Here is a 26,432-nt window from a genome sequence, read left to right on the forward strand (position 1 = left end):
ACCATCTTGAAGTCCCCTATGGAATTCACCATTTCCTCCTTCAAGTATGCCTATACGGTTATCTGTGTTCATCGCAGTGTACTGAATGCCAAGGCGTTGTTCTCTCTTAATTGTTCAGCCCTTCCCATCCGTTCTCGAGGTCGAATAGTACTATGGCTTCTGCTGACTTCTGTTGATTATGCTGTCTATCACTAGACAGGTTACCAAGAGTACTTGGCATACCCGACAGACCTTCCCAGGTAAGGCCGTGGTCTTTCCCTCCACTTATATGCTCTATTTACTTGATGCAGCCCTTGGCAGAAAAGGGCTTTGTTTTTTATTGCAAACTCACCCAATTGCACCTAGCCTTATATGGAGTTCGTGTTCCACAGACCTGAGATTTGCCGCTCGTTTCCCTCAGATTCTGCGTCAACGCGGACACCCTTGCGTTAAGCTAACTGTTACTCCGCCTTCACAGTTCGGGACTTGCAACCTATAGACTACGCCCATGTTGAGCACACAATAAAAAAACGAATCAAAAATCGATTCGTTTTGGTTACCATTAATTTCTCATTACTTTTAATCCAAAGTAAATCCTCGTGGCCAGTTGCCCATTAAATCGACCTGACCCTGTTTTTAAATCGATATCACTTAATGACTGGATTTTTTCAATACGATAACGTAGACCTGCAATAGATAGATGTAAATCGTCGGCAGTTTGTTGAAGATTGCCGTTATTATCTAAAAAAGATTTCAGCGTAATAAGCAGACTGCCTGAATTAGCTTCATCATATTTTACTAATGTGCCAATTGTCTTCATATAAAACATCATAAGTTCCTCATGATCTGCACCCTTTAAGAACATCATAATTCCTTCAAAGTCTTTATACGTTGCCTGTCTACTACTTGTGGGATAAGTTAACTGAACAAAATCACATATCTGTTTGGCATCAACATAACTTTCCTTAAGCTTATATACAGATTCTACCAGACGTCCAGAACCTATATGCAAAATAATATCGGGTAAACTTGCTTTAATTTCGTTCAATAGCTTAACAGATAAAACTTCAATATCTTGATCTTCACTTTCCGCACTAATGATGACGATAAAATGATCCTTCAAAAATAAATCAAACAAAGGAAATCTTTTCGTCAAAAAATGTAAAACTCTCTCCTTCATCTTTTTTGGTATCACTTTCAGTACAATAATACGATGAGGCTCATTAATATTAAATCCGAAAATTGCTGCCTGTCTATTTATTATATTTTCATCCATAATTTTGTTATCAATCAATTCATCAAAAAAATCTTCTCTTTTATTCCAAAGTGATTCTGTTAACTTACGTTGGTGATACATTTGAATTGTAAAAACTACTAAAGCACGTTTAATAATTAGTTGTTCTCTTTGATTTAATTTTTGTTTTCCAATTACCATTAGATTACCGAGCAGCACCTTATTGCTTTTAATTAAAAATGACTCGAAGAATAAGCCATTTTGCTGATTTGTAATGACACCACTTGCCTTCAATTTCTTATACGCCAATCGTTCTTCTTCCCATTCGAAATACGACGAATATACTTCATTGTAATGATCAATGACGATGCTACGACCAAGAGTAGTACCGAGCGTATGGATTATTTCATTAATGTCCTTATCTTCCAGGAATAGTTCGGTTAACTGATTTTGAATTTTTTCGGATTCGATAATATTTTCATTTAGCTGTTCGATTTCAGCATACATATCATCTAATACAGACTGCATTGACTCGCTTTGATAGTAACGTAAGTCTAATAGATGCGTTTCATCACAATGTGCAACAGTTTCAGCGACAAAGTAACACTCGGCGTCTCCCTTGCCACGGCATTTTTTCTCGTAAGCGATTACTTCCTTACCAAATGCGCTTGTTAAGTAACCGCTTGCATAACCAATTAATGTCCAACAAATAGGCTCGTTTCCAATTTCATTTTCGGATAAATGATTCTCAGATTCAAAAGAGTTTTTCCAATATCCCGTTATATATAAATGATCATCATTAATTTCCAATATATCGGGCTCTACAGTCACAATGCCCTCTAATGTATGCATGACCGTTCCTGAGAGTATCAGTTCCTCCAGGGACTCCCAGTCATATCTCATTTTTATGGATTCTGCAGCCCGCTTGCCACAAGCCCAGCCATATCGCATTAAAAATCCTTTGGTACGTTCTTTGCCAAGCGTCTCAATTAAATCATTACGTAAAATACTAAGTGCTTCCACAGAAATTAAACCCATTCTTTTATCATGAAGTTTAATGATTCCCGTACGAGGATTGATATCAATCAAATTCTGTAATATCAACTGATTAGCTTTCATCAAATTATCTCCCTTCACCTTCTTAACAACCCATGGACAAAAAACTTGTTTTGCAATCTACTTTCTAAGGTGATTTAAGTGACAGCCTTAATGCTTTATACATCAATATTCTCAGTGTCAATAAATTTCGTTTATAATGTTTATTATAAAGTACTTAATATACAAGGCATTCAGTTTATTGTATTTATAAATTAGCGTAAAATAATACCCCTGATATATCCCCTACAATTACTATATCAGTAATTAATAAACCATCCTAAAATAGCCAGCATGAGTCCAATTAAATATAGACTTCACACTGGCTAGATCGATTAATTTATCAAGTCCAATTAATGGGCATTATCAAATCAATTAATTAGTCTCGCTCAACTAAAGTAGAGATACCTTGTCCCACACCAATACACATCGTCGCCAGACCCAATTTACTGTCTTGGCGTTTCATTTGATGTAAGAGTGTCGTTAAAATCCGGGTACCACTCGCACCTAAAGGATGGCCTAATGCTATGGCACCGCCGTTGACGTTAACATTTTCTATAGGCAAATGCAGATTATCAATACATGCCAAAGATTGAGAGGCAAAAGCTTCATTCAGCTCAATTAAATCCAAATCTTTTACATCTACATTTGCCTTCTCCAATAACTTCTTCGTCGAAGCAATAGGACCAATTCCCATAACTCTTGGTTCCACTCCGGCTGTAGCAGACATTTTATAATACCCCAGTATATCCAGACCCAGTTCTTTTGCTTTATCTTCTCTCATCAATAACACTGCCGCGGCACCGTCGTTAACACCTGAAGCATTTCCAGCAGTAATTGTTCCATTAGGGAATAACGGTCGAAGTTTCTCTAGCGCATTCATCGTAGAATCAGCACGTGGATGTTCATCCGTATCAACAGTAATTTCTTCACCTTTACGCGTTTTGAAAGTCACTGGGATTATTTCATCATTAAAGACACCTTGTTCTTGTGCTTTTTTCGTTTTCATCTGGGATTGGTATGCAAACTCGTCCTGTCTATTTCGTGAGATACCGTAATCAATTGCAACATTTTCCGCAGTTTGGGGCATGGTGTCCACACCATAAAGTTTTTCCATTTTCGAATTCACAAAGCGCCAGCCAATTGTTGTATCTTGGAGCTTCATATCCCCTCTTGGAAGTGCACGCTCCGGTTTTGCCATTACATAAGGTGCTCGTGACATACTCTCTGTCCCACCTGCAATAATTACATCTTGTTCGCCCGCAAGAATCGCACGCGCTCCAAAGTTTACTGCATCAAGCCCCGATCCACATAGACGATTCAATGTTGTTCCACTGACCTCAATCGGTAAACCAGCTAATAGAGCTGACATTCTTGCTACATTTCGATTCTCTTCACCTGCGCCGTTTGCATTCCCAAAAATAACATCATCAATTGTTTTAGGATCAACAGCTGGATTACGTTCCAGTAAAGCTTTGATAACCATCGCACCTAAATCATCAGCGCGAACTGTACTGAGTGCTCCTGCATATCTACCAATTGGCGTTCGAACCGCATCAATAATCGCCACTCTGCTCATAGCGCACTCTCCTTTACTAATTGATCCGACACCGTATATTGTAGTCCCGTAGATTCTTTGATATCTTCTAATGTAAAGCCATCAGTCACTTCTATCAGTTCATATCCACTCTTTGACCACTTAAAGGTAGCTCGTTCGGTAATTAGCAAATCTGCCGTACGTTCTGAAGTGATGGGAAAACTACATTCATTCAATAACTTTTTGTCACCGTCTTTTGATGTATGGAGCATTGTAACAATAATAGTTTTTGCGCCTTCAAGTAAATCCATTGCTCCTCCAACACCAACGATGTCTTTACCAGGAATAGCCCAATTCGCAATTCTTCCTTTGGAGTCGACTTGCAATGCACCCAAGATAGCTATATCAATATGACCGCCACGGATCATAGCAAATGAATCTGCGCTATGGAAATATGAAGCGCCAATTGCTTCACCTATTGGCAATTTGCCCGCGTTTACAAGTTGTGGGTCCAGTTGCCCTTCCTTCAATTCGGAAACCCCAAGCATTCCATTTTCTGTGTGAAAATAACATTCGCTATCTCCCAGATAATCAGGTACTAGTGTGGGAATTCCAATCCCTAAGTTAATAATGGAGTACTGTGGTATATGGGAAGCTACTTTTTGCGCGATAATTTGCTTATAATTCATACTCTACTCTTCTCCCTTCAAGCAAAGTAGCTTTACTTTGCACGATGTGGTCTATAAATAAATGCGGTGTAATAACTGCTTCAGGATCAAGACTCCCAGCCGGCACGATTTCATCAACTTCTACAATTACTGTTTTAGCAGCAGTTGCCATTAAAGGATTAAAGTTTCGAGCAGTCTTGTAATACGTCAGATTCCCCATTTCATCTGCTTTATGCGCTTTAATGATAGCTATATCTGCTTTCAAGGACTTCTGAAGGACATATGTCTTCCCATCAAACACTTTCTGTTCTTTACCTTCGGCTAGTTTAGTGCCGGCGCTTGTACTAGTATAAAAAGCTGGAATGCCAGCCCCACCTGCTCGGATAGCTTCTGATAACGTTCCTTGCGGAAGAAGTTGAAGCTGTAATTTATTTTCGTTATACATTCGGACTGCCTCTCTATTACTCGTAAAATACGAGCCGATTGCCGTACCGATTTTACCTTGTTGCAAAATAATCCCCAGGCCAATGCCTTCTTCACCTACATTATTACTGATGACAGTTAAATCTGTCACTTCTTTTTCTTCAAGCGCTTTAAGAACCGTTAATGGACTTCCGATTAATCCAAACCCTCCAACCATCACAGTCATCCCGCTTGTGAATTTGTCCGCTGCTTCTTTAGCTGTAATTACTTTATTTCTCATTAGAGAACTCTCCCTTTAAAAAATCATTAATATTGCCTAATAAATCTGATTGTAGATTAAAAGCTAACTCGTAATGATTTTCGTTTGTTAGTATCACTTGTATATTGGCCTCTTTCAATAAAGCTGTATAATTGGATTTCGTAAACAGTGGACGGTCAGACAAATTCCCTTCCCCTGTAATGAGCAGTGTTGGCTTATCATTCTTTCCCGCTGACTTCTCCACATCGTATAAATAAAAACTATCGAAGTCTTGTTTAATTAGCTCTGGGTTCGACAGGTTCCCGTACCCATCCTCTTTCTTTTTACACTCGTATTGTATTGCCTGAATAACTAAAGGATCGACCGTTACTTTCAAATTCTTATAAACATTTGCCGTTGCTTCAATATAATTCTCACAGCTTGGATAGACATGTTCCATTCGTCCTAATGAAGGATAAACCATTTTCTTCCCTTCTTCATCTACATGTCCACCGCCATCTAATAAAATCACACGCTGAATCGATGAATGTTCTCCCGCTATTTTTTGTGAAATATATGCTCCCATGGAATAGCCGAATAAAATGACTCGCTTCAGCTGTAATGAATCGATCACCTCGATAATATCCTTTGCATGCGTTTCTATAGAAGAGTCAGCTAACTGGACGGAACTATCTCCACGTCCTCTAAGATCTACAGCTATGATTTGATACTCGTTTTTGTACTCATTTATATACTTTGTTAATTGAAATTTATTTCCGGTCAGTCCGTGTATGAAAATAATCGTTCCCTTGTCGCTATTTTCTTCGGAATACAGATTATAATTCAGACTTCCCCCATCCTTTAGTCCAATGAACTGATTCATATCTATCCCTCCATTTTCATTTCACTGTAAATAATGAGTATTGAACACCACTCGGTAAACGTTCACCCGTAGCGACAAATATATGTTTATTCATCCAGTCATACTTAGATGAATCCGTTTCGAAAATTGGAGCATGTCTGAAGTAATACTGATCAGCAGGCACCTTTTCACCGCTGTTCAATTTTTCAAGAATCTCTTTAGGGCCCGTACGAATTCCACGATAAGTCATTAAGATTGTTTCGTGATCGTCTGTTTCAAGGACAATCTTCACGTCTTGGATAATTGTTCCGTCTTCTCTGACTGTTATCCAGTCCGAACCACCAGGCAATACACTCGCTTTGAATTCCGGCCCTGTTAGCTTACCGCCAGTTACTCCAATGATTCGTCTTCCTGAACCATTATATGTTTTATTTAGAACAGGAAAATCAACTTCGACGTCTAATGTCATATTACATAAAAACTCCAAATTAGGTGCTTCATAAAATTTCATAAAAAACTCCACACTTTCTTTTATAATTTATATTTAATAAAATAAAAAACGGCATTAACCAGAAGGCAAAATTATGCCTTTTGGTTAATGCCGTTATTAACTGAGGTATAAAGGTATTGGGTACCTTCTATCAGCGAACAGGCAGACTATTTTTCAATCTCATCACAATAACGTTGATGAGCATTTTTTAAAGCTACAATAACTGATTGTTGTGATGGAGCAATAAAGTTCTTTTTAATTCTTTCAATAATCTCATCTAACTCATCGTAGAAATTAGAACCAACCAATAATTTAGAGAAATAATTTGAAGCCAAGCTAGTTATAAAAGTAAATTCTACATCCACAATTCTATGGGTCTCTTTGTCGATCTCCATGACTAATCCAGCATGTTTAAACCGTTCATACATCGCCGAACCTTGTGGAGCTTTTGAATACGCAGTCACTAATATAGTATCCAATAGAAAAGACACCTCTTCAATAGGTATTTAAATTGTACATTAATCTTATCAGTATGTATTTTTGTTGTCAACATTCAAATAACTCTGCGAAGTACAAGCTACATTCATCAAACCTTCTATTTTAATTACGTAGAAATCATTATTGAATTCATTATATTCACAAATATGCTTGACTTGTAAAATTTCGTTTGTTACTATCGTATTATATTTCTGATAATTTACGAAACTAACATACGCATAGTATTTATTTGTTCCTTTTCTATCTTTCCCTTTCATGTAAGGCGATAGAGAAATACAATCTTGCCTTTATCTAGTTGGAGATACTTCTATCTTCACTCATTAGATTGTGACGGCATTAATCTGGAGATTTCCTCTCAGCAGATTAATGCCGTTTTTTTGTTTCTCCAGAAATAAATTAGCAACAAAGAAATATCTAAAGTGACTTTCACTACTTTGTAGATGAATTCATTATATATTCAAAAGAATAGAGGGAAAAAGATGAGCATAATTCGTCGGTTCAACAATGTAATGTGGTCTTCTCACCACAATACGAAAGATTTACTAACAATGAAAAATGTGAGGAATGGTGTTTCTCAAGTATCTCCTGCCATTTCAGAAGGACAAACACCTCCTCCCCGACAAACATACAGCACAAAACAATTTCTCGGCTTACTACTCGGACCTATTTTGTTTTTCTTGATTCTATATGCGCTACCACTAGAAGGGTTGAGCAATGAAGGGAGAGGTGTATTCGCAACTATTGTATTAGTGGCTACATGGTGGATTTTAGAAGTTATGCCCCTTGGAATCACTTCACTGTTACCCATTGTACTGTTGCCGTTATTGACGGATGTAACAGGAAAAGAGGCAGCTTCCAGTTATGGAGATCCTTTGAACTTTCTATTTTTAGGTGGATTCGCCATAGCACTTGCACTTGAAAGATGGCGTCTACATGAGCGTATTGCTATAACAGTGATTGGTATCATCGGCACAAGCATGACTGGTCTAGTGATTGGATTCATGCTTGCAACTGGGTTCATTTCTATGTGGGTATCGAATACGGCTACTGCTTTACTGATGATACCCATCGGCACAGCCATAGCGACTAAGGTAATTGATTTAATGAAAGAAGAGAATGTCTACACACCTGAGGAAGATACGAAATTTACAAAGTCCATCATTTTTGCAATTGGTTTTGGTGCAACAATTGGAGGAAGTGCGACACTAATCGGGACTCCCTCCAATTTAATATTAGCTGGCTTAACAAAAGAAATACTTGGAATTGATATTTCATTTGCTAAATGGTTTATTTTTGCATTTCCTATGATTGTCATATTAATGGCATCTGCAGCATTCTACATTACAAAGTTCGCCTATCCAATGAAAGTGAAGAAATTGGAGAAAGGTCATATCTTTGTAATGGAAACCAAAAAAGAATTAGGCAAGATGAGTTACGAGGAAAAGATGGTTTTAACTGTTTTTCTACTAACGGCTTTCATGTGGCTAACGCGTACATTCATTTGGGTTAACTACATTCCTGCTTTAACCGATACAATCATCGCAATTACTGGAGCAGTTTTACTTTATTTAATCCCTACAAAACGTGGTGATAATGGCCGCTTACTTGATGGTAGTTCTATAAAGAAAATGCCATGGGATGTATTGTTGCTAGTAGGTGGTGGACTTGCCATCGCAACCGGATTCAGCAAAACCGATTTAGCCGTATGGTCTGGTGATCAACTACTAGCACTTGAAGGAACTTCATACATTACAATACTAGCAATCACTACAGCTATTGGAATTCTGATGACGCAAGTTACACCAAATACCGCTACTGCAACAATTCTTATTCCTATTGCAGCTACGCTTGCTGTAGCAATTCAAGTCGATCCACTACCTGTCATGACAGCAACTGCACTGGGTACTGGATTTGCCTATATGATGCCTATTAGTACACCTTCCAACGCAATAATTTTTGCAACAGGAAAAATCACGTTCACCGATATGATACGAAAAGGTGCATGGCTCACAGCATTAACTCTTGTCTTGATTATTCTATTCGTCTATTTCTTATTCCCAATAGTGTTTTAATAACAAGTACTGAAAGGAAGTTTTAACATGAACATACACTCTATTTTTATCCACATTGTAGAATTACCAACTATCAGACCACATAAGCTATCTATGCATACTATAACAAAACAAACTATCGTCGTCGCTCAAATTAACGATACTGAAGGTCTCACAGGTTGGTCAGAAGTTGCAACAATAGGAGGAGCTTCTTATGGTGAAGCAACTCCAGAGGCTATTAAAGTAAATTGTGAAACGTATATAACACCGCATCTAATCGGAAAAAATCCACAACAATTTAATTTACTTATGTACGAAATTTCAAAAACTGTTTCAGGGAACTACTTTGCCCGCGCATTAATTGAAGGAGCGCTAATTGACTTGGCAGCAAAACAGAGAAACATTCCCGCTTACGATCTCTTGGGTGGAAAAATACATGACTCGCTTCCAGTTGCATGGACTTTGGCAAGTGGAGATACGGGTAAGGATATCGAAGAAGCAAAGGAACTACTTCTACAGAAAAAACACCGTATTTTCAAGTTGAAGATTGGTGTTGGGGACGCTATGGAGAATGTGGAGCACGTACTGAAGATTAAAAAAGAAGTAGGTGACGGTGCTAGATTAACTGTAGACGTTAATCAAGCTTGGAATGAAACAACTGCTAACTATGCGATAGCGCGTCTCCAAGATGGTGGTGTTTCAATGATCGAGCAACCACTGCCGAAATGGAACTTTGAAGGCATGAGTCGCTTGACTGAGCGCTTCTCTGTACCCATTATGGCAGATGAAGGTGCGAATTCGATTCATGAAATATTCCAGATAGCTAAACACCGATCGGGAAATAGTATCGCTCTTAAAGTGTGTAAAGCAGGCGGACTACAAGCAACAAAGACAGCAGCTGGCATTGCAGAAGCTGCGGGACTTGGGTTGTATGGGGGAACAATGATCGAATCTTCATTAGGAACAGCCGTTGGACTTCACGTATATTCCACTATTCCCCATTTGGAATTCGGCACAGAACTTTTCGGTCCTTTATTGTTCAAGGATACAATTACAGCCAATAATATCGAGTACAGTAATTTCGACGTTGTTATTCCAGATGGTCCCGGCTTTGGCATGATTATTGATGAAGAAAAGTTGGATCACTACAAGAGATCTTAAACTTGGTTAATTTTTAGTAGTCGCTAACTGTAGAGATAGATATGGAAATACTAAAAAGCAAAATCAAGGTTGGGATAAAACTAACTCCCCACTTCCCCTGCGCTCCGTTACACTCTGATTATCTAAGTTTTTTACTGACATGAACAAACAAAAGCGTAAAGGATGATCATTCCTTTACGCTTTTGTCTGATCTGTTCCAGCCTTGTTTTTGCATCTTCACGAAAACTTGTATTTCATTGATTCATTATATTATTCATAAAAAACGTCTATGAAAGTATCTGCTATATAAGCTGAACTAAAGATTTTAGAAAACACTTAGTTGATTGGAATGGCAGTTAAAATCAAAAGATAAACAGCAACAGTGCAATACCTTTTATGCTTACTTATACATAAGACTCTTTCTTTTGTGCCCAATAATAAACACCTAAACCCACTGCTATGTAAATAGAATAAAATATGTACAATGAGCTGAAGCTAATTACCCCTACAAGGACACCTGCTAAAAGCGATCCCCCACTAATACCTATATCAAAAACGGACAGAAAAGTAGCCAATGCAACAGGGTGACGCTTGGGTTCTGAGTTTTCCAAAACTACTGTTTGAAAACTAGGAAAGAGCGTACCCCAGCCTCCTCCTATAAATGCAGCGGCAATAAAAAATAGTATTGCATTAGTCGTTAAACCAAGAACTAACATACCTATTGCAAATGAGACTATCGCTGGAAAAATAATTGTGTTGGCACCATACTGATCATACCAGCGGCTAGTTAGCGGGCGTGTCAGCAAAAGTATAACGACATAAACCACAAAAAAGTAACTAGATTCGAGCCCAAGCCCTTGTTCAACAGCAAAAACTGCCATAAAAGACAGAACTGATGCGTATGCAGTACCAAAAAATGCTCCAGTAATCGAAATACGTAGTACAGACTTTTCAAATAATGCTGCTCTTTTTTCACCGACAGAACGTTTCACAACGTCTTCTTTAGGCAGACGTGTCATTAAAGCAAACAAAAAAGCGACTAGCGAACAAAAAGCACTTACCCAAAATAAGAGATTTAAACTAAACGTCTCTAATGTTGTAAGCCCAATAAATGGACCAATCACCATACCCAGATTAGTGGATAAGATGAAGTACCCCATCCCTTCACCTTTTCTCGATTCTGGTACAATGTTAGCTACAATAGCAACTGTAATGGTAGTAGCCATTCCGAACCCTAAACCATGAATGAATCGTATGATAAGAAGCAAGGGAACAGAGTCAAAAAAAACATAAAGAAATGAAGCAGTTGTAAAAAGAATGAGTGATACAATCAACATAAATTGTTTACCATAGGTCTCAATCCATGGTCCCATTAACGGTCTAATAATAATTGCAGCACCAATATAGACGGTTGTAAACAACCCAGCTACGGTACTTGTCGAACCATAATGCGTTATTGCGACAGTTGGCAAGGTAACGAGTAAAGCGAAATAGGTCACAATAAAAAAGAAGTTTGCTGCCGATATAAATAAAAAGTTGCTTGTCCATAAAGAGTTGCTGTTCATTAATAGTTCACCTCACAAAAAATGTGAAACATTGAAAGTGTGACTTGAACCGCAAATTAATTCTACCCAATCAATTTTCAATTGATTGGGTAGAATTAATTTTTGCGCTCATACGTCTAGATCAAAGCTTTATACTTCTTAACGAAACTAATTAAAACCTATTCCTCTTTCATTGTTAATACCCTTAGTTCATCTACTAATTCTGGTACTTCCTTTTCCAAATACCCCCACTCGGTATCATAAGCTAAATCCAAAAACTTTTCTTCTTCAGCTTTAGGTAGTTTGAAAAGTTCAACACCACTTTTATCCAATTCCGCAATTTCTTCTTTATCAAGTTCTGTATAGTACTCTACCATTTCTTTCTCATATTCAGCTGTTGCCGCAACAATTGCATCGCGGTCTTCGGTTGAAATTTCATTCCATTTATCATTATTCATTAGTATTGTACAGTTTTGTGTCCAAAAAGGATGATCTAAAATATATTTAGATGAATCAGTCCAACCATCCTTTCTTGGTCCATTAAATCCACCATAAACAAACCCCTTAACAACGCCTGTTTGTAAAGATGTATAAACTTCTGAAGGATCAATCATTGCAGAAGCAATTCCTAACTTTTCAAAAAAACGTGTATAGTTAGGTGCTGATCGTATAGGCATGTTCTTTAAATCATCTACGCTATCAATCGGCTCGTTTAACCATAGTCTTGGAGAACCTGTTAACCATCGACCTAAGTACATAACGTTCATTTCTTCATGCCGATCCACCATTAAATCGTAAAACCCATTTTCTCTTTCTTCAGATGGTGTTAGTTGCGATAAAGCTATACTAAGCGTTTCCGGTGCAAGTGATTGGTATTGTCCAATATAAGTAAAGTTAATATCCATAACACCTGAATTCATCGCTTCAAATTGCTCTCCAATTGGTATCACGTCGGCACCACCACGCCAATTCACCTTCACTCTTCCATCTGTTGCATCTTCTACCGAGTCAATCCAATCATAAAGTGTTGCAGTTAAAGGATGATCTTTTGGTAAAAAGCTAACGGCATTTAATGTCACGCCCTTTGAATTACTACCTTCATTTTTTCCATCTCCATTTGAACAAGCCGTTAAAAGAATGGCTAATAGCACGAAGACTGTCATCTGATATATCTTAATCTTTTTCATCACTTTTTCTCCTCCTACCTTTTACTCTAGCGAATAAAATTATTATTTAACGAAGCTTGGTAACCACAAAGTTAATGATGGGAAAACGATCATTAGTGCCATGATTGCTAAGTTCAATAAAATAAACGGAATGACCGCTTTGTAGATCTCTTTCATTGAAATAGAACCTTTAGGAATGACTGCTTTCATTGCAAACAGATCCATACCGAAAGGCGGCGTAATTGTTGCAACTTGCATGTTAAGAAGCATAATTGCCCCAAACCACAGAGGATCGAACCCCATTGCATTCGCAATGGGCATCAGTATTGGAAGCGTCATCATCATAATTGATAAAGGTTCCATAAAACAGCCAAGTATAAGCAGCACTACTTGAATCAGTATTAAAATAATAATTGGTTGGAATTCTAAATTTCCAACGAGTTGCACAAGACCTTGCGTTACACCTGTATAACTCAAAATTTGACCAAATGTAGTGGATCCAATAATAATCATAAAGATCATTACACTGGACCTTAATGTTCCAGTAAGTGATTCCCAGAATTTTAACCAAGTTAGACCACCGTAAAAATAAGACAATACAATAGTTCCCAATGCTCCTAAAACAGCACTTTGGGTCGGTGTTGCAATTCCGAGTATAATAACACCTAACAGAAGGAACACAATAAGTCCAAGCGGCAAAATATATTTAACCGTTCCGATTAGCTTTTCAGACAATGGCACTTTATCGACGTCATAAGCAGGTGCTAGCTCTGGTTGCAAATAACATCTAATGATAATATATAGAACAAATATTACTGCCAATAAAAGACCCGGCACAACAATGGCAAATAAGAAATGTCCAACAGGGATTGATGCAAGTGATGCAAGCAATATACCTAATGCAGTAGGTGGAATCATAGTGGCAAGCCCGGCACTACCAAGTATTGGTCCAACAGTCATTGCCGGACTATACCCCTTTTTCTGCATATCCGGAACTAATAATGATCCCAATAACGCAGTACTCGCTACACTCGATCCACTTAGAACTGAAAATAAAGTTCCACTTCCAACAGCAACAATACTTAATCTACCTGGTAAATTCCCAAACCATTTTCCGACCGCTTCAAAAACTTTAAAACCTAAACCCGTCCTAAACATAATTTCACCCATTAAGATAAACATTGGAATAGGTAATAAAGAAAACTTTGATACGGAAGAAAATATATTTAAGATGAGTTGGTTGAGTCCCGCTTCTCCGTTCCATAATACGATAACGCCTATAATATTTATTGTTAAAAATGAGAATGCAATCGGTAATCCTATCATAAATAAAATAAACATACTTCCAAATACTAGCGCTAAAACGCCCCACCATTCCATTTAATTACCTCCTAGCTTTTCTCTCTTCTTGATTTAAGTTTATTGATCGCAGATAGGAAGTTTCGAATGAATTGTATGAAAACAAATAAAAAGCCAACTGGTATGACGACTATTAGCAAAGAACGTGGGATTTCTAGGATATTCTCTGTTTTTATATCCCTCATATGTAAATTCCAAGTTGCCAAAAATCCATAAACCGTAATTACCAAAGAGATGATGGCCCCTATACACGAGTTCAATATCTCCATGCGCATTCTATTTTTTTCGCTTAGTCTATTTAATAATAAGTCTAGCTTAATATGTCCATCTTCTCTCAATAACCAAGCAACACCTAAAAAAGTTAAAAATACTAGAAGATATTCAGAAACCTCTAAAACCCATGGAAATTGATAACTGAAAAACTTTAATGAAACAATATCAACGATGATCAATAAACTAATGATGATGATTACTACTCTACCCAGAATCGCCATAAAGTTTATAATAGAATCCAAAAGATTACTTATTCTTAACAGCACACTCAGCACACTCATCTCCCCCTTTCTTGTATAGATTCTATTAATATAAACTTGTTATATTTAGCTAGATCTATACTGTTAATAATTGATTACTTATTGGACTAAATAGCTGCTGCAAAAGGATAAAAAATAATCCCCTAAATATATATGATATTTAGGAGACTAAATAGTAATCGACAATCCTACATTAAGGACTTTCTATTTCTTGAGGTACTCCGCTTTTTTCAGGAATTTTAATGAATTCAAAATGCTGTAGCAAATCAATAAATTTAGTGAGCACTTTCAGTTGATAATCACTCAACTTTTCTTCTTCAAAATCATAAAATCCTTTTTTAGCTTTCATCCCAATTTCGCCGCTCTTCATTTTCTCTTCAATTATTTTCGGGGGGGGGGCCAAACCATTCATCAAAAAGGATCACATACGATTTTATCTTTTTAATATTGATAACCCCCTTTTCCCCTAACTTTTACTTAACCTCATATAGTTCCTATTCAATTTCAATGCTTGCACCCATTGCTGCGATTGTTCATAGCAGTCGCCAATTTCAAGTATCTTTTTATCCGTAAATGGTTTTCCGATTATTTGAAGCCCTACTGGAAGCTCCGATTTTGTGAATCCACAAGCAACAGATAGTGCTGGAAAGCCAAGGATGTTTGCGAGTGGTGTTTTACCAAGTGTAAACATATTACTTATTGCTTGTTCAGGAACCATTGTGCCGATCTCAAATGGCGGTTGGACGTTTGTCGGTCCAATAAGCGCATCTATTCCACTCATCTGCTTCATTGTGTTTTGTACGAATTGTTTTCGAGTTCGCTGAGCGTTTATATAATCTGTCGCTGAAATGTCTCGGCCAAATTGGAATCGAAATTTCAAATCATCTCCATATAAATCACTATGTTTTTTTAATAAAGGATCATGGAAAGATACTACTTCTGATTGAGCAATCGTTTTCAAACCATCAAGTGCCTCATTTATTCCAGGTAAATCTATTGGAACGATTTCAGCTCCAAGGAACTTTAATTGATCGAATGCTTGTTCAATTACACGCTTCACATCTGTATCAATACCAGAATACATATAGGGTTCATAGAAACCTAATCTAATCCCTTTCAAATTCTGTAATGATTCTTTGAAATGGATTTCATGATTTTTCTTAACTGAAGAATGATCTTTTGGATCGTAGCCCTTCATGGCCTCTAGCATTATGGCAGCATCTTTTACCGTTCTCGTCATCGGTCCAACATGGTCAAGTGACCAACTAAATGGAAAGCCGCCATGCCTGCTCACCAGTCCATACGTAGGTTTAAATCCGACTGTTCCACACATTGCTGCAGGTAACCGGACAGAACCTGCGGTATCTGTCCCAATAGAACCAAAAGCCATGCCTGTAGCTGTTGCAACAGCAGAACCGCCACTTGAACCGCCTGGAATTTTTGTTATGTCCCATGGGTTTTTTGCACTTCCATAGTGAGGATTTTCGGTTGTTGCTCCCATAGCAAATTCATGAAGGTTTGCTTTCCCTATAATAATAGCCCCTGCTTCCTTCATTCTTTGGACGGCAGTAGCATCTTCATCGGGTATCCAATTTTGAAAGATTTTTGATCCTCCCGTTGTACGGACCCCTTCTGTTTGCAGTAAATCTTTTACTGCAATTGGGATACCATGTAGCGGTCCACGGTTTTCACCATTTTGTAGCTCAGTTTCAAGTACTTTTGCTTGATTAATTGCTTTATCTTCCATAACTGTTATGAAAGCTGTCAGTGTAGGATCATACTTCTTGATACGGGCAAGCGATAATTTAGTTAATTCTACTGGGGACACTTTTTTCCTTTGAATTAACGAACCTACTGCCTCAATAGTTTCAAATAGAAGTTCACTCATCTTTATCCTCCCCGATATTTTCAAGCGAAAAAGTAAATGCAGGCTCACCTGATAAAAGGTCCGATTTTTCTATCCCAATAATAGTAATTAAGTAATCGTTTATATTCAATTGAAAATCCTCCTTTCAACTAGTTAGCAATTGATGTGACACGCTAACTTGAAGAGATTTCGTTTCATGCACGTTTACTGATTAAATTTCAGAATGCTTGAAGGAGTCTAGATTTATAAAATCATCCCACTATATCAAAAATAATATAATTTGTGGGAATGTGATTAGTAGTGCTATAAATGCGATATATGCAACTAGGAAGTACGATGCCCCCTTAAATACAGTTGTTATTGGTGTCTCCTTCGTTAGACCTTGTACAACAAAAACATTCACACCCACTGGTGGTGTAATGGCTCCCATACTTGTCACGACACAAAGTAGAACTGCAAACCAGATAGGGTCATAACCAAGAGCTATTACGGTTGGATAAAAAATTGGGATGGAGATAATTAAAAATCCTAGGGCATCCATAATGGAGCCGCCAATGACATAAACAATCAAAATAGCAATTAGCACAAAGATTGGTGCAACCGGAAGATTAGTCACCCATTCAGCTACCGCATACGGGAGTCTTGTAACTGTTAAAAATCGTCCGAACACCATCGCTCCCACCACAAGCATTAATACCATCGCGGATGAACGGAGAGTACCAGCCATCGCTTCTAGAAAGTTTCCTTTTGTCATCTTTCCCATAACTAAGGAAATAACAATTGCACCAAATGCACCAAATGCACCGGATTCAGTCGGTGTGAAAAAGCCGAAGAATAAACCACCAATAACGAAAACAAATAGACCTGCAACAGGAATAACACCTACTAAAGATAAGAGTCGATCCTTCATGCTAGACTTTTCACCTGCTGGTCCAAGTGTTGGTGATTTCACACATAAGTAGACAACTGTTGCAATCAAGAGCGTAGTTAAGAAAATACCAGGAATGATACTCGCTACAAATAGTTCTCTAACTGATACCTCCATTTGCAATGCAAGAACGATCAGTACCGTACTTGGAGGAATAATAATACCGAGTGTTCCGCCTGTTGCAACACTTCCGGTACTAAGAGCCTTATCATATTTGTATTTATCGAGTTCTGGGAGAGCCATCGTTCCCATTGTTGCGGCAGTTGCTGAATTGGATCCGCAAATAGATGCAAACCCCGCGCTCGCTAAAATAGTAGTACTTGCCATACCACCTCGAAAATGTCCAACCCATTTATACGCTGACTCAAACATTTTCTCTGTAATCCCTGTTCTAAAAACAATTTCTCCCATTAAAATATAAAGTGGAATAACACTTAGTGAGTAGCTAGAAAATTGATTCCATAAATCAGCGCTCAAAACATTAAAGGCTGCTTTAGGTGAAACAGCAACTATCAGTCCTATAAAACCGACAATAAACATCGTAAAACTAATTGGCATCCTTAAAAACATGAATAAGAACAATGTTAGGATTCCCAGTACCGCTAATAGATTCATATCCATTTTAGGATGCCTCCTTCCATATCAAGATTGTTTCTTTCACAATAGCTAAAACTAACCCTATAAACCCAACCGAACTTAAGATTACGATTGGATAAAATGAAAATTGTATTGTTTGAGAGACTACTCCATTACTTCCTAGGTTTAGACCGAACAGTAGAAGTTGCCAAGCTGCTACTAAGAAAAAAGAAGCGCTTAAAACATTCATAAACGTGTGAATTATTCTCTGTAACATAGAAGGAAACTTATCCAAAAGCATATCAATATAGACATGTCCTTTATTTAATTGCGCATAGCCTAAAGCAAAAATACCCGTAATTGCTCCAAGCCAGCTTACTATCTCTACTGTCCCTGCAATTGGATCGGAGTACATACGCTTGATAGAATTAAACACAATCAATAACATCATCGACATTAGAGCCATGCCAGCAATAACAGCTAGAAATCGGTTTAAATAGTCAGTAGTCTTAAAAAATAGATTTGATGTAGATACTACTTTTTCTTCATGTTTGTCTTCTATAAATGAAGCGCTTTCAATATCGAATTCTACTATTTGCTCGTTTCTCATTCGTAAACCCCCGAATCTAAAGGAATAACTCAATCAGCGTTATTATATTTTTCGATTAACTCTTCCATCTCGCTCAAGTATTCCTCTGCTGGAAGACCCTCATTTTGTACTTCTTCAACAAATTCTTTTTGCATATCGCTAAGCTTTTTATCCCACTTCTTCATTTCTTCTTCTGATAATTCAACAACTTCCAGTCCTTCAGAGTCTATACTCCATTCCATAGATTCTTTAACGTGACTATCCAAGTAGTCTCCAGTAAATTCAGTCATTTCGGTATTCAATTCTTCAATTACTGCTTGAACGTCCTCAGGAAGCGAGTCCCATTTTTCTTTATTCATGACGGCAATAAATGTATTTAATGCTAATGGATAATCTGTAACATATCCAACTATTTCCGCCAGTTTGGAATCCTTAAGTATCTCCCTGGAAGATACGTAACCTTCAACAATTCCCGTTTGCAACGCTTCAGGCACTTCCGCCTGCGACATTCCAACAGGAGCAGCCCCAAGTTCCGACATAATTGGCGCAAGAGCACCAGCTATACGTAACTGTTTTCCTTTTAAATCGCTTAAAGACTTTATAGGCTTTTTACTTTGTATATATGCGGGTTCAGTTGCAAATGTAGTGATGATCTTAAAGTTATCAAGTGCCTCAGGTGGATAATTATTTACTAAATCGGCTGTGACCTTACTAGCAACCGTTGCGTTCTTATAACCTGATGGCATATCCGATATTGACAATAGTGGGAATCTGCCAGGTTCATACGATGTAGAAGTTAAACCTATATCTGCTGTGCCATTTTCTACTCCGTCGTACATATTATTGGCTTCTAGTAAGGTTCCACCGGTAAATAAATCAACTTGTACTTTCCCATCTGTTCTTTCCTCAAGACGTTTTTTCCACTCTTCCATTTGAATAGCAGGGAATGTATTAGGTGGTGCAAAAAAAGCATAACTAAGCTTAATCACATCATCATTTTTTCCCGCGCTTGCTTTCTCTTCATTTCCTCCACATGCTGACATGATCATGACCAATAATACTAACGACATTGAAATGAGCAACCTTCTCATTCTTCCACTCCCCTTTTTAAAAAAACATTAGAAACTTTAATTCACTTTCCAATACTTATTAATTTTCTACTAAGAAAAATGGTCGTCCAATTGAAGCTTCTAGTCGGAAATATCGATCTATCCCTGCGTCACGGAATGAATGCGTCATATTTGTTACCGTTTGCAAGTCGGGTATATTGTAAAGGAAACATGCATGCCAATTAGTTGGCCCTGCATGTCCCGCCGTTAAAATATCGCGGTCAAACGTTCCCAATAGTTCTGATCCATTACTTTCCCATTCTTTTATAATAGATTTCAATTTAGGCAATAGTTCATTCTCTTTTTGCTCTTGTGTAGTATCAAACCATCCTGTCGATTCAAAAGTAATAAAAACTCTTAGTGGATTCGGTATTTGCGGTGCACCATGTACAATTTTCTTCAATTTTTCCAGCTCCTCTTAGTTTATAAGTATTTATCTCATGAATAATCCGCCGTTAATATCGAACGTGGAACCTGTAATATAACCAGCGGCATCTGAAGCAAGATATGAAACCATACTAGCAACTTCCTCTGCTTCACCAAATCTTTGTACCGGTATACTTTCTTTCATATTCTCCAATTTACCTGGCTCAATGGTATCCATTTCTGGTGTCTGAATAGCTGCCGGTGCAACTGCATTAACTGTAATTCCTTGACCAGCCAGTGATCTGGCAAAGGACTTTGTAAGCACAAGTTGACCTGCTTTTGAAGCGCAATAATGAGCACCGGATGAAAGTGGCCCTGCTTGTCCGCCAAAAGATGAAATGTTAATAATACGTCCACTCTTTTGTCGTTTCATCGTATCTAGTACAGCTTGAGAGTAGAAAAACGTTCCTCCAAGATTAACGGATAAAATTAGATTCCATTCTTCTTCCGTTATATCTTCAACAGACGTCTCTCTTCGAACTCCCGCATTATTTATCAAAATATCAATTCTTCCCCAATGCTCTACTATGGTCTGCACACTTTCTTTAATTGCATTCACATTCGATACATCCATAGCTATAAACATTGTTTTGGAAGAGGCATATTGGCTTACTAGTTCTGACGTCTTCACTTCGTTTAACAACTGTTCATTTACATCTACAAAAACAACACGTTTCCCTTCTAAGAGAAAGTTTTCAGCAATAGCGAGACCTAATCCCTGACCGGCCCCTGTTATAATGGCTACTTGGCTTACCGTATTTTTTTGCACAGTTACACTAGCCCCTATCTTTATAAAATTCAATACACCTTTAGATACTGGTAACCAACTCTTGAAGTGTACTTATGTTGGATTAAACCAGAATGTTCTTCATAACTTTCATTGCATTCTGACCAGAAACTTTAACAATGTCTTCAATTGAATAATTCTTTTTTATCATCCAACCTATCATATTCTTCATTGCTTCCGATGGATTTTCCAATCCTTCAACATACGAGGATTCATTAAACTCCTCTCCACTATGTGAAGCTGAAATGCCTAACATATCATCAAACGCATGTTGCAAGGCTACATGATCTCCAAAAAATGTATCTGGACCAAAACCGACATGATCAATTCCTACTAAATCCACGAGATACTCAAAATGCTGCATCACTGAGTGTAATGAGTGTTTGGTTGAGCTCTTCGTTAATGTCGTATTGGGTGCAGCACAGACTCCAATGATCCCACCTTTTTCTGCGCAAGCTTGCAACACATGGTTTGGTTTCATCCTAGGCGTATTCCATAATGCACGTGCCCCCGCATGTGTCATAAGAACAGGATCACGACTTTCCTCAATAACATCTAAACTTGTTTGATCTCCGCAATGAGAAATATCGATTATCATACCTAATGTATTCATTCTTTCAACAACACGACGCCCAAAGTTAGTTAAACCACCATCTCGACGCTCGATTAGCCCCGAACCAAGAGTATTTGCTTCGTTATACGTGATGCCCATACATCTAATACCAAAGCCGTAGAGAATATCTACACGATCCAGCTCGTTTTCAAGGATGCTTGCTGCCTCTAAAGAAGGTAGAAGTGCAGTTTGTTTCAATTGCTTAGCTTTTATTACATCGTTGTAGGTCCGTGCAATGGTGACTGTATTTTGACGTTGAATGTCTGCATATCTTATACCGAGTAGATAAATGACATCGTCCCACTTCAAACCATTCTTCGATGTAATGGTTGAAATTCCATCCATAAAGTTTTCAAAAATGATATCAATTCCTGATTTAGCAATTCCCTCATAATGAAAGAATGTATGTAATTCTCCGCAATAAGGCAAAATGTCTTCTTGTTTTTCAGGAACAATAAATCCGTGATCCCTAAGCGATACAATTAAATTCTCCGTCAAAATTTCATTTAACTTATCCTCTTCATCTGCTGTTAGATGAAGAGAATAAGCGGAAACACGATTTAGATCTGTTGAGAGCTCATAATGTTTATAGTCTTTGTTTGCTTTTAGATAGCTAAACGATGTATATCCTTCATATTGTTTCTTATTCATTGATTTTCTACTGCCTGTTTTTTCTTTTCAAACTGTTCTTTAAGTGGAAATGCTTCCTGCCACTTTTTCTCTTTGTCATCATAAAGTCCTTCACTATACAGCGTTTTTAACGATTGATTTTCCAATAATAACGGCTCTTGACCCTCTTGGAACGCTTTCGCTTGTTGTAATAAGATCCGGCGCATATGAATAATGGGCAGGTCGCTCGTTCCTAATTTCTCGCGTGTTCGATCTACGATTGTTCCCATTGTTTCAGTTGCCGCATGGTCTTGGTTCGCAATCCCACGGATACCTGTAAAGTTCCCTGTTTTCTGTAAGTCACGGTCTTGATTATATTCAACATCTGCGTTGACAACTTTTCTTAGGTCCTCATCCAACTTCAGTCCTCGGCGAGCGTGTTGTGCTTCCACGTCAATCGCTCGATCATGAGCGAACTGCACATCCCATGTCCACGTACTATGATCATCTCGCGGAACAAAGGCATGCCACATACCATCTTCACCACCAAAGCGTGGTGGGTATGTGTAGAACGGGAAGATATAATGAATTTCCATAAAGGCATTCTCTTCCTCTGTTCCAATGCCCACTGCAATGCAACGCTTCCCAAAATTCGTATCTTGAACAGATTGTTTCACCGGAGGGTTTTTAACAAGTGGATGATTCGGGTCAATTCCCAAATCACTGCTCAAAATTCCATCTTCCACTTCTTGTGTCGCATGCGCTTTATGTAAGAATGCAGCGTGAACAAAGTCCAGATCATTTTCCATCGCTTGTGCATAGTTACATTCCTGCCATACCCGTTCTACTAAATTATTTTCCCTCGGAAGGTTCATCCAATAAAAGTCTGGGAAAGCCGGTTCCGATTCTTTCGGCCCCATATACGTCCAGATAATGCCACTTACTTCTTTTGTCGGATAACTTTTTAATTGAACTGATTCTCTGAATTTCCCATCCGTTGGCTCTGATGGAATTTCCGTGCACTCCCCGTCTGTATTGAACTTCCAGCCATGATACATACACCTTAGGCCACAGCCGTCATTAATTCCATAATAAAGTGAGGTTCCACGGTGCGGACAGCGCTCATCAACTAGGCCTACTTTTCCTTCCGTATCGCGAAATGCGACCAGGTCCTCACCCAATAGTTTCACGCGTTGAGGCTTTCCGTCACTAATCAACTCTTCTGTTTGGAGGGCTGGAATCCAATATCTCCTAAATACATCGCCCATCGGCGTGCCTGCATCGGTCTGAGTCAGTAACTGATTATCTTCTGGTGTTAACATAAATAAAAACCCTCCTAATTTACTAACATTCTAAATTTACTCTTATGCCAATTCTGCTTGCATAACCTGTTCGATTTTCCCACGGAAGAAAAGTAAAGGCTCGGCTTGGTCATCGTAGGCAACCCTTTTCACGTGACCTGTCACAATATAATGATCTCCGCCTTCAATAACCTCTGCTACATCACATTCAATTGTAGCCAGATTTTCATTTAATATTGGAACTTTGTCTGTGGATAATGTATAGGAAGCGCCAGCAAACTTGTCCTCAGTTCTTTTTGCAAATCGCCAGCAATCCTCTTCCTGTTCTTTTTGAAGAATGTTAATTGCGAATGGGATACCTTTCTTTAATGTCTGCAAACTACCTGATTTTTTATCGATACAAACCAACACTAGTGGTGGTTCTAATGAAACAGATGAAAACGCATTTGCTGTTAACCCAATTTTCTCACCTTCACCTGTAGTAGTTGTTATTACCGTTACCCCTGTCGCGAAGTGTCCAAGTGTATTTCTAAATTCTCGTGGATCCATACTTACTCCTCCTTTTATTTAAATAGGTTTTATCTTTCCAAGTAACAAGTAAATTTGAAGCGCCATTTGAATTTCAAAGCGGCTATTAGAATTTGAAAGATTAATCAAAAGTAATTCCTCAATCTTTAGTATTCTATATCTCATCCCACTTATTGAAATAGACATCTCACGTGCTGTTTTATGCAAATTAAATTCATTTTGCGTGTAATAAAATAGTGTTTCTAATAACTCCGAATTCTTTTTTGTATCATAATTAAGTATTTCATGTAACTTTTCACTTGCAAATGACTCTAATTCTTCTGGTTCTCTCGCATTTAAGAATAATGTTAAGTTACCTAATTCACTTGATAAAATAACTCCTGACTCCCGCGAGCGAAACTTCGCTAGTTCTACAGCCTTCTTAGCTTCTTTCGATCTATTATTAAAATCTGTAAGGTTTTCAGTTGTATCACTTATGCCGATACAAATTTGTTTACCTTCATCGTCAAATTGCCTTAGCAATCTGTCACCAAAATCTTGTATAGTCATTTTTTCATCATATAGAAATTGTTTAGGCACAATTGTTTGAATAGCATTTAGTTTGGTCAGGACTGGAATATTGTAGTTATACTTATTTTCACCTTGAAAAAAGTTTGTCAGTTGTCTTCTGATTTTCAAAAAATCATTATTTGTTTTGATATCTTCATTTATTGTTTGATCATTTATTTCAATGTAAATAATGTAATGGGGTTGCTTTAGATCATAACCGAGATAAGAAAATCGATTATAAATTTCCAAAACATCTGCACTTTTCTCATTAAGTAATTGCTCAAGTAATTCACCCTTGAGTCTTTGTTCTGTTTCAATAGCAACACGTTGATTTTGCATATACAATGCAACCACTACGGCCACTCGTTCTAGTAAGTCTCTATGAAAACTATCGCTCTTTCGATTTAGAGCTATTGTAATAAATCCATAAACCTCATTTTCAAGCAAGATTGGTGCCGTTAATAACTTAAATGTTTTATCTTTAAGCTCAGTTTCAAGGAATTCGGGTATGTTTTCATTACTTATGTCCCAGAATTTATTCGCTGACATATTTCTTTCCATACCGGGATTATCTCCGTATTTACCTATCACTTCATAATTCACATTTTCAATTAAAACTTCACAATGTAAGCTTTTCCCTAATAGTTCGGCAAATTCTTTAAATCCGCCTCCTTGAAGCATTACTTTTGTTAAATTACGACTTAATGAGTAACCCGTTTCAAGTCTATCCTTCTGGCGTTCAATTTGCTGATACATCTGATCAAGTTCACCAGACATATCTTCATCTTCATAGTAGAGAAGTTCTTCAGAGATATCATCTCCCCATTCTTCTACTGTTTTTCCGGTATAGCTACAGTGATCATCACCTTTGCCTTTACATTTTATTTCTTTAAAAACTATTTGCTTTCCTAAACATTCGCTTGTATAACCACTTGCGTAACCAATTAAGAAGTAACAAATTGGTTCTACATGCATCGGAAAGTATTCTAAGTGTTGTTTGACTTCTGAGGAATCAATCCAGTATCCAGAAACATTGAATTGTCCCTTCTCCATATCTACATTGAAATCTTCAGGATAAGATAAAGACCGGCCTGTTAAATTATGCATTTTAGAACCTGCAAGCAGCCATTCAAGATCATCATTCCATTGAATCTTTTCTTTCAAAATACGAGCTTCATGCATTCCGGATCGGTATGCATATCTTAATATAAATCTTTTAGCTCTTTGAATTCCCAGCGCATTGATTAAATCTGTTCGTAGGACTGCCCATGCATCCATACTTGTTAGTGCAAAGTTTAAGTCTTGGAGTCTTTCGCCTGGCTTTGTTGAATTAGTGAGCAAATCATTAAGTGTAAGTTCACTTGCTTTAAGCTTCATATAAATCACCATCACAACACTGTTCAGGTAAGTGTCTTTCTACGAAACTAGAAAGACTTTCCGTCACACCTTTTTTACCAAATTGTAAAAAATGTTTTTTTTCATTGTAGAAGCCATGTGAAAGCAAGTAGCGCAAATAGTGATCCATTACTTTACGTCGTAACACAATATCCTTCATTCCATAGTCAAAAAGCCAACTATCAATAACATTAAATACGCCCCGATTTATAAAATAACTTTTAGCACACCAATCAAAAAAACGTCTGTCAGGTAAATGAAAAAGATCTTCCATTTGCTGGTGCGTAGAGACAATATTTATATCTATTGCATACATATTTGACACCCCTTTTTATTTA

At 37.7% G+C, this 26,432-nt stretch carries 25 protein-coding genes; 2 read left to right on the top strand and 23 right to left on the bottom strand.

What is annotated here, in order from left to right:
- Window positions 1-541 precede the first annotated feature (541 nt).
- The 7 genes from CSV80_RS15045 to CSV80_RS15075 all read right to left on the bottom strand — a co-directional run bounded on the left by CSV80_RS15045 (window position 542) and on the right by CSV80_RS15075 (window position 7,005).
- On the bottom strand, window positions 542-2,332 hold the full coding sequence (locus tag CSV80_RS15045; RefSeq protein ID WP_099671778.1) for a XylR N-terminal domain-containing protein: 1,791 nt from the start codon (window positions 2,330-2,332) through the stop codon (window positions 542-544).
- A 355-nt stretch (window positions 2,333-2,687) separates the two neighbouring features.
- Window positions 2,688-3,887: an acetyl-CoA C-acyltransferase gene (locus CSV80_RS15050; RefSeq protein ID WP_099671779.1), complete on the bottom strand. Its 1,200-nt coding sequence runs from the start codon at window positions 3,885-3,887 to the stop codon at window positions 2,688-2,690.
- Window positions 3,884-4,534, bottom strand: a complete 651-nt coding sequence (locus CSV80_RS15055) for a 3-oxoacid CoA-transferase subunit B (RefSeq protein WP_099671780.1) — start codon at window positions 4,532-4,534, stop codon at window positions 3,884-3,886. The genes CSV80_RS15050 and CSV80_RS15055 overlap by 4 nt, the downstream gene beginning before the upstream one ends.
- The gene (locus CSV80_RS15060; RefSeq protein WP_099671781.1) at window positions 4,524-5,216 is read right to left on the bottom strand and encodes a CoA transferase subunit A; all 693 of its coding nucleotides are present in this window, start codon (window positions 5,214-5,216) and stop codon (window positions 4,524-4,526) included. Before CSV80_RS15060 ends, CSV80_RS15055 begins: the two co-directional genes overlap by 11 nt.
- Window positions 5,206-6,057, bottom strand: a complete 852-nt coding sequence (locus CSV80_RS15065) for an alpha/beta hydrolase (RefSeq protein ID WP_099671782.1) — start codon at window positions 6,055-6,057, stop codon at window positions 5,206-5,208. The genes CSV80_RS15060 and CSV80_RS15065 overlap by 11 nt, the downstream gene beginning before the upstream one ends.
- Before the next feature lie 16 nt (window positions 6,058-6,073).
- Window positions 6,074-6,547, bottom strand: coding sequence for a DUF3237 domain-containing protein (locus tag CSV80_RS15070; protein ID WP_099671783.1), 474 nt, complete (start codon window positions 6,545-6,547; stop codon window positions 6,074-6,076).
- A 146-nt stretch (window positions 6,548-6,693) separates the two neighbouring features.
- Window positions 6,694-7,005: a DUF3870 domain-containing protein gene (locus CSV80_RS15075; RefSeq protein ID WP_233201630.1), complete on the bottom strand. Its 312-nt coding sequence runs from the start codon at window positions 7,003-7,005 to the stop codon at window positions 6,694-6,696.
- A 459-nt stretch (window positions 7,006-7,464) separates the two neighbouring features.
- Here CSV80_RS15075 and CSV80_RS15080 point away from each other — a divergent pair, with 459 nt between their 5' ends.
- Entirely contained in the window at window positions 7,465-9,096 is a 1,632-nt protein-coding gene (locus CSV80_RS15080; RefSeq protein WP_199084009.1) for an SLC13 family permease, read from the top strand.
- A 27-nt stretch (window positions 9,097-9,123) separates the two neighbouring features.
- Entirely contained in the window at window positions 9,124-10,236 is a 1,113-nt protein-coding gene (locus tag CSV80_RS15085) for a muconate cycloisomerase family protein (RefSeq protein WP_099671784.1), read from the top strand.
- 383 nt (window positions 10,237-10,619) lie between these two features.
- Here CSV80_RS15085 and CSV80_RS15090 read toward each other — a convergent pair whose 3' ends face one another.
- The 16 genes from CSV80_RS15090 to CSV80_RS15165 all read right to left on the bottom strand — a co-directional run bounded on the left by CSV80_RS15090 (window position 10,620) and on the right by CSV80_RS15165 (window position 26,410).
- On the bottom strand, window positions 10,620-11,780 hold the full coding sequence (locus tag CSV80_RS15090; protein WP_099671785.1) for an MFS transporter: 1,161 nt from the start codon (window positions 11,778-11,780) through the stop codon (window positions 10,620-10,622).
- A 158-nt stretch (window positions 11,781-11,938) separates the two neighbouring features.
- Entirely contained in the window at window positions 11,939-12,946 is a 1,008-nt protein-coding gene (dctP, locus tag CSV80_RS15095) for a TRAP transporter substrate-binding protein DctP (protein WP_099671786.1), read from the bottom strand.
- A 42-nt stretch (window positions 12,947-12,988) separates the two neighbouring features.
- Window positions 12,989-14,305: a TRAP transporter large permease gene (locus CSV80_RS15100; protein WP_099671787.1), complete on the bottom strand. Its 1,317-nt coding sequence runs from the start codon at window positions 14,303-14,305 to the stop codon at window positions 12,989-12,991.
- Between the two features lie 11 nt (window positions 14,306-14,316).
- Window positions 14,317-14,832, bottom strand: coding sequence for a TRAP transporter small permease (locus CSV80_RS15105; protein ID WP_158231939.1), 516 nt, complete (start codon window positions 14,830-14,832; stop codon window positions 14,317-14,319).
- A gap of 178 nt (window positions 14,833-15,010) precedes the next feature.
- The gene (locus CSV80_RS15110; protein WP_099671789.1) at window positions 15,011-15,229 is read right to left on the bottom strand and encodes a hypothetical protein; all 219 of its coding nucleotides are present in this window, start codon (window positions 15,227-15,229) and stop codon (window positions 15,011-15,013) included.
- A 54-nt stretch (window positions 15,230-15,283) separates the two neighbouring features.
- Window positions 15,284-16,705, bottom strand: coding sequence for an amidase (locus tag CSV80_RS15115; protein WP_099671790.1), 1,422 nt, complete (start codon window positions 16,703-16,705; stop codon window positions 15,284-15,286).
- Window positions 16,706-16,943: 238 nt separating this feature from the next.
- Complete coding sequence (locus CSV80_RS15120; RefSeq protein WP_099671791.1) at window positions 16,944-18,233, bottom strand: TRAP transporter large permease; 1,290 nt, start codon at window positions 18,231-18,233, stop codon at window positions 16,944-16,946.
- Window position 18,234: 1 nt separating this feature from the next.
- A complete protein-coding gene (locus CSV80_RS15125) occupies window positions 18,235-18,798 on the bottom strand; it encodes a TRAP transporter small permease (protein ID WP_099671792.1) in 564 nt (187 codons plus the stop codon).
- Window positions 18,799-18,827: 29 nt separating this feature from the next.
- Entirely contained in the window at window positions 18,828-19,847 is a 1,020-nt protein-coding gene (locus tag CSV80_RS15130) for a TRAP transporter substrate-binding protein (RefSeq protein ID WP_233208493.1), read from the bottom strand.
- Window positions 19,848-19,926: 79 nt separating this feature from the next.
- Complete coding sequence (locus CSV80_RS15135) at window positions 19,927-20,289, bottom strand: hypothetical protein (RefSeq protein ID WP_029055222.1); 363 nt, start codon at window positions 20,287-20,289, stop codon at window positions 19,927-19,929.
- Between the two features lie 30 nt (window positions 20,290-20,319).
- Window positions 20,320-21,081, bottom strand: coding sequence for an SDR family NAD(P)-dependent oxidoreductase (locus tag CSV80_RS15140; RefSeq protein ID WP_099671794.1), 762 nt, complete (start codon window positions 21,079-21,081; stop codon window positions 20,320-20,322).
- Between the two features lie 82 nt (window positions 21,082-21,163).
- The gene (locus CSV80_RS15145) at window positions 21,164-22,363 is read right to left on the bottom strand and encodes a dipeptidase (protein WP_099671795.1); all 1,200 of its coding nucleotides are present in this window, start codon (window positions 22,361-22,363) and stop codon (window positions 21,164-21,166) included.
- A complete protein-coding gene (locus CSV80_RS15150) occupies window positions 22,360-23,643 on the bottom strand; it encodes a Rieske 2Fe-2S domain-containing protein (RefSeq protein ID WP_099671861.1) in 1,284 nt (427 codons plus the stop codon). The genes CSV80_RS15145 and CSV80_RS15150 overlap by 4 nt, the downstream gene beginning before the upstream one ends.
- 42 nt (window positions 23,644-23,685) lie before the next feature.
- Window positions 23,686-24,171 carry a flavin reductase family protein gene (locus CSV80_RS15155; protein WP_051210628.1) on the bottom strand — a complete coding sequence of 162 codons (486 nt, stop codon included), beginning with the start codon at window positions 24,169-24,171 and terminating at the stop codon, window positions 23,686-23,688.
- An 18-nt stretch (window positions 24,172-24,189) separates the two neighbouring features.
- On the bottom strand, window positions 24,190-26,076 hold the full coding sequence (locus tag CSV80_RS15160; RefSeq protein WP_029055031.1) for a XylR N-terminal domain-containing protein: 1,887 nt from the start codon (window positions 26,074-26,076) through the stop codon (window positions 24,190-24,192).
- Window positions 26,066-26,410, bottom strand: coding sequence for a hypothetical protein (locus CSV80_RS15165; RefSeq protein WP_051210629.1), 345 nt, complete (start codon window positions 26,408-26,410; stop codon window positions 26,066-26,068). The genes CSV80_RS15160 and CSV80_RS15165 overlap by 11 nt, the downstream gene beginning before the upstream one ends.
- Between the last annotated feature and the right edge of the window lie 22 nt (window positions 26,411-26,432).

The organism is Sporosarcina sp. P12(2017), assembly GCF_002743035.1.
GTDB classification, from domain to species: Bacteria; Bacillota; Bacilli; order Bacillales_A; family Planococcaceae; genus Sporosarcina; species Sporosarcina ureae.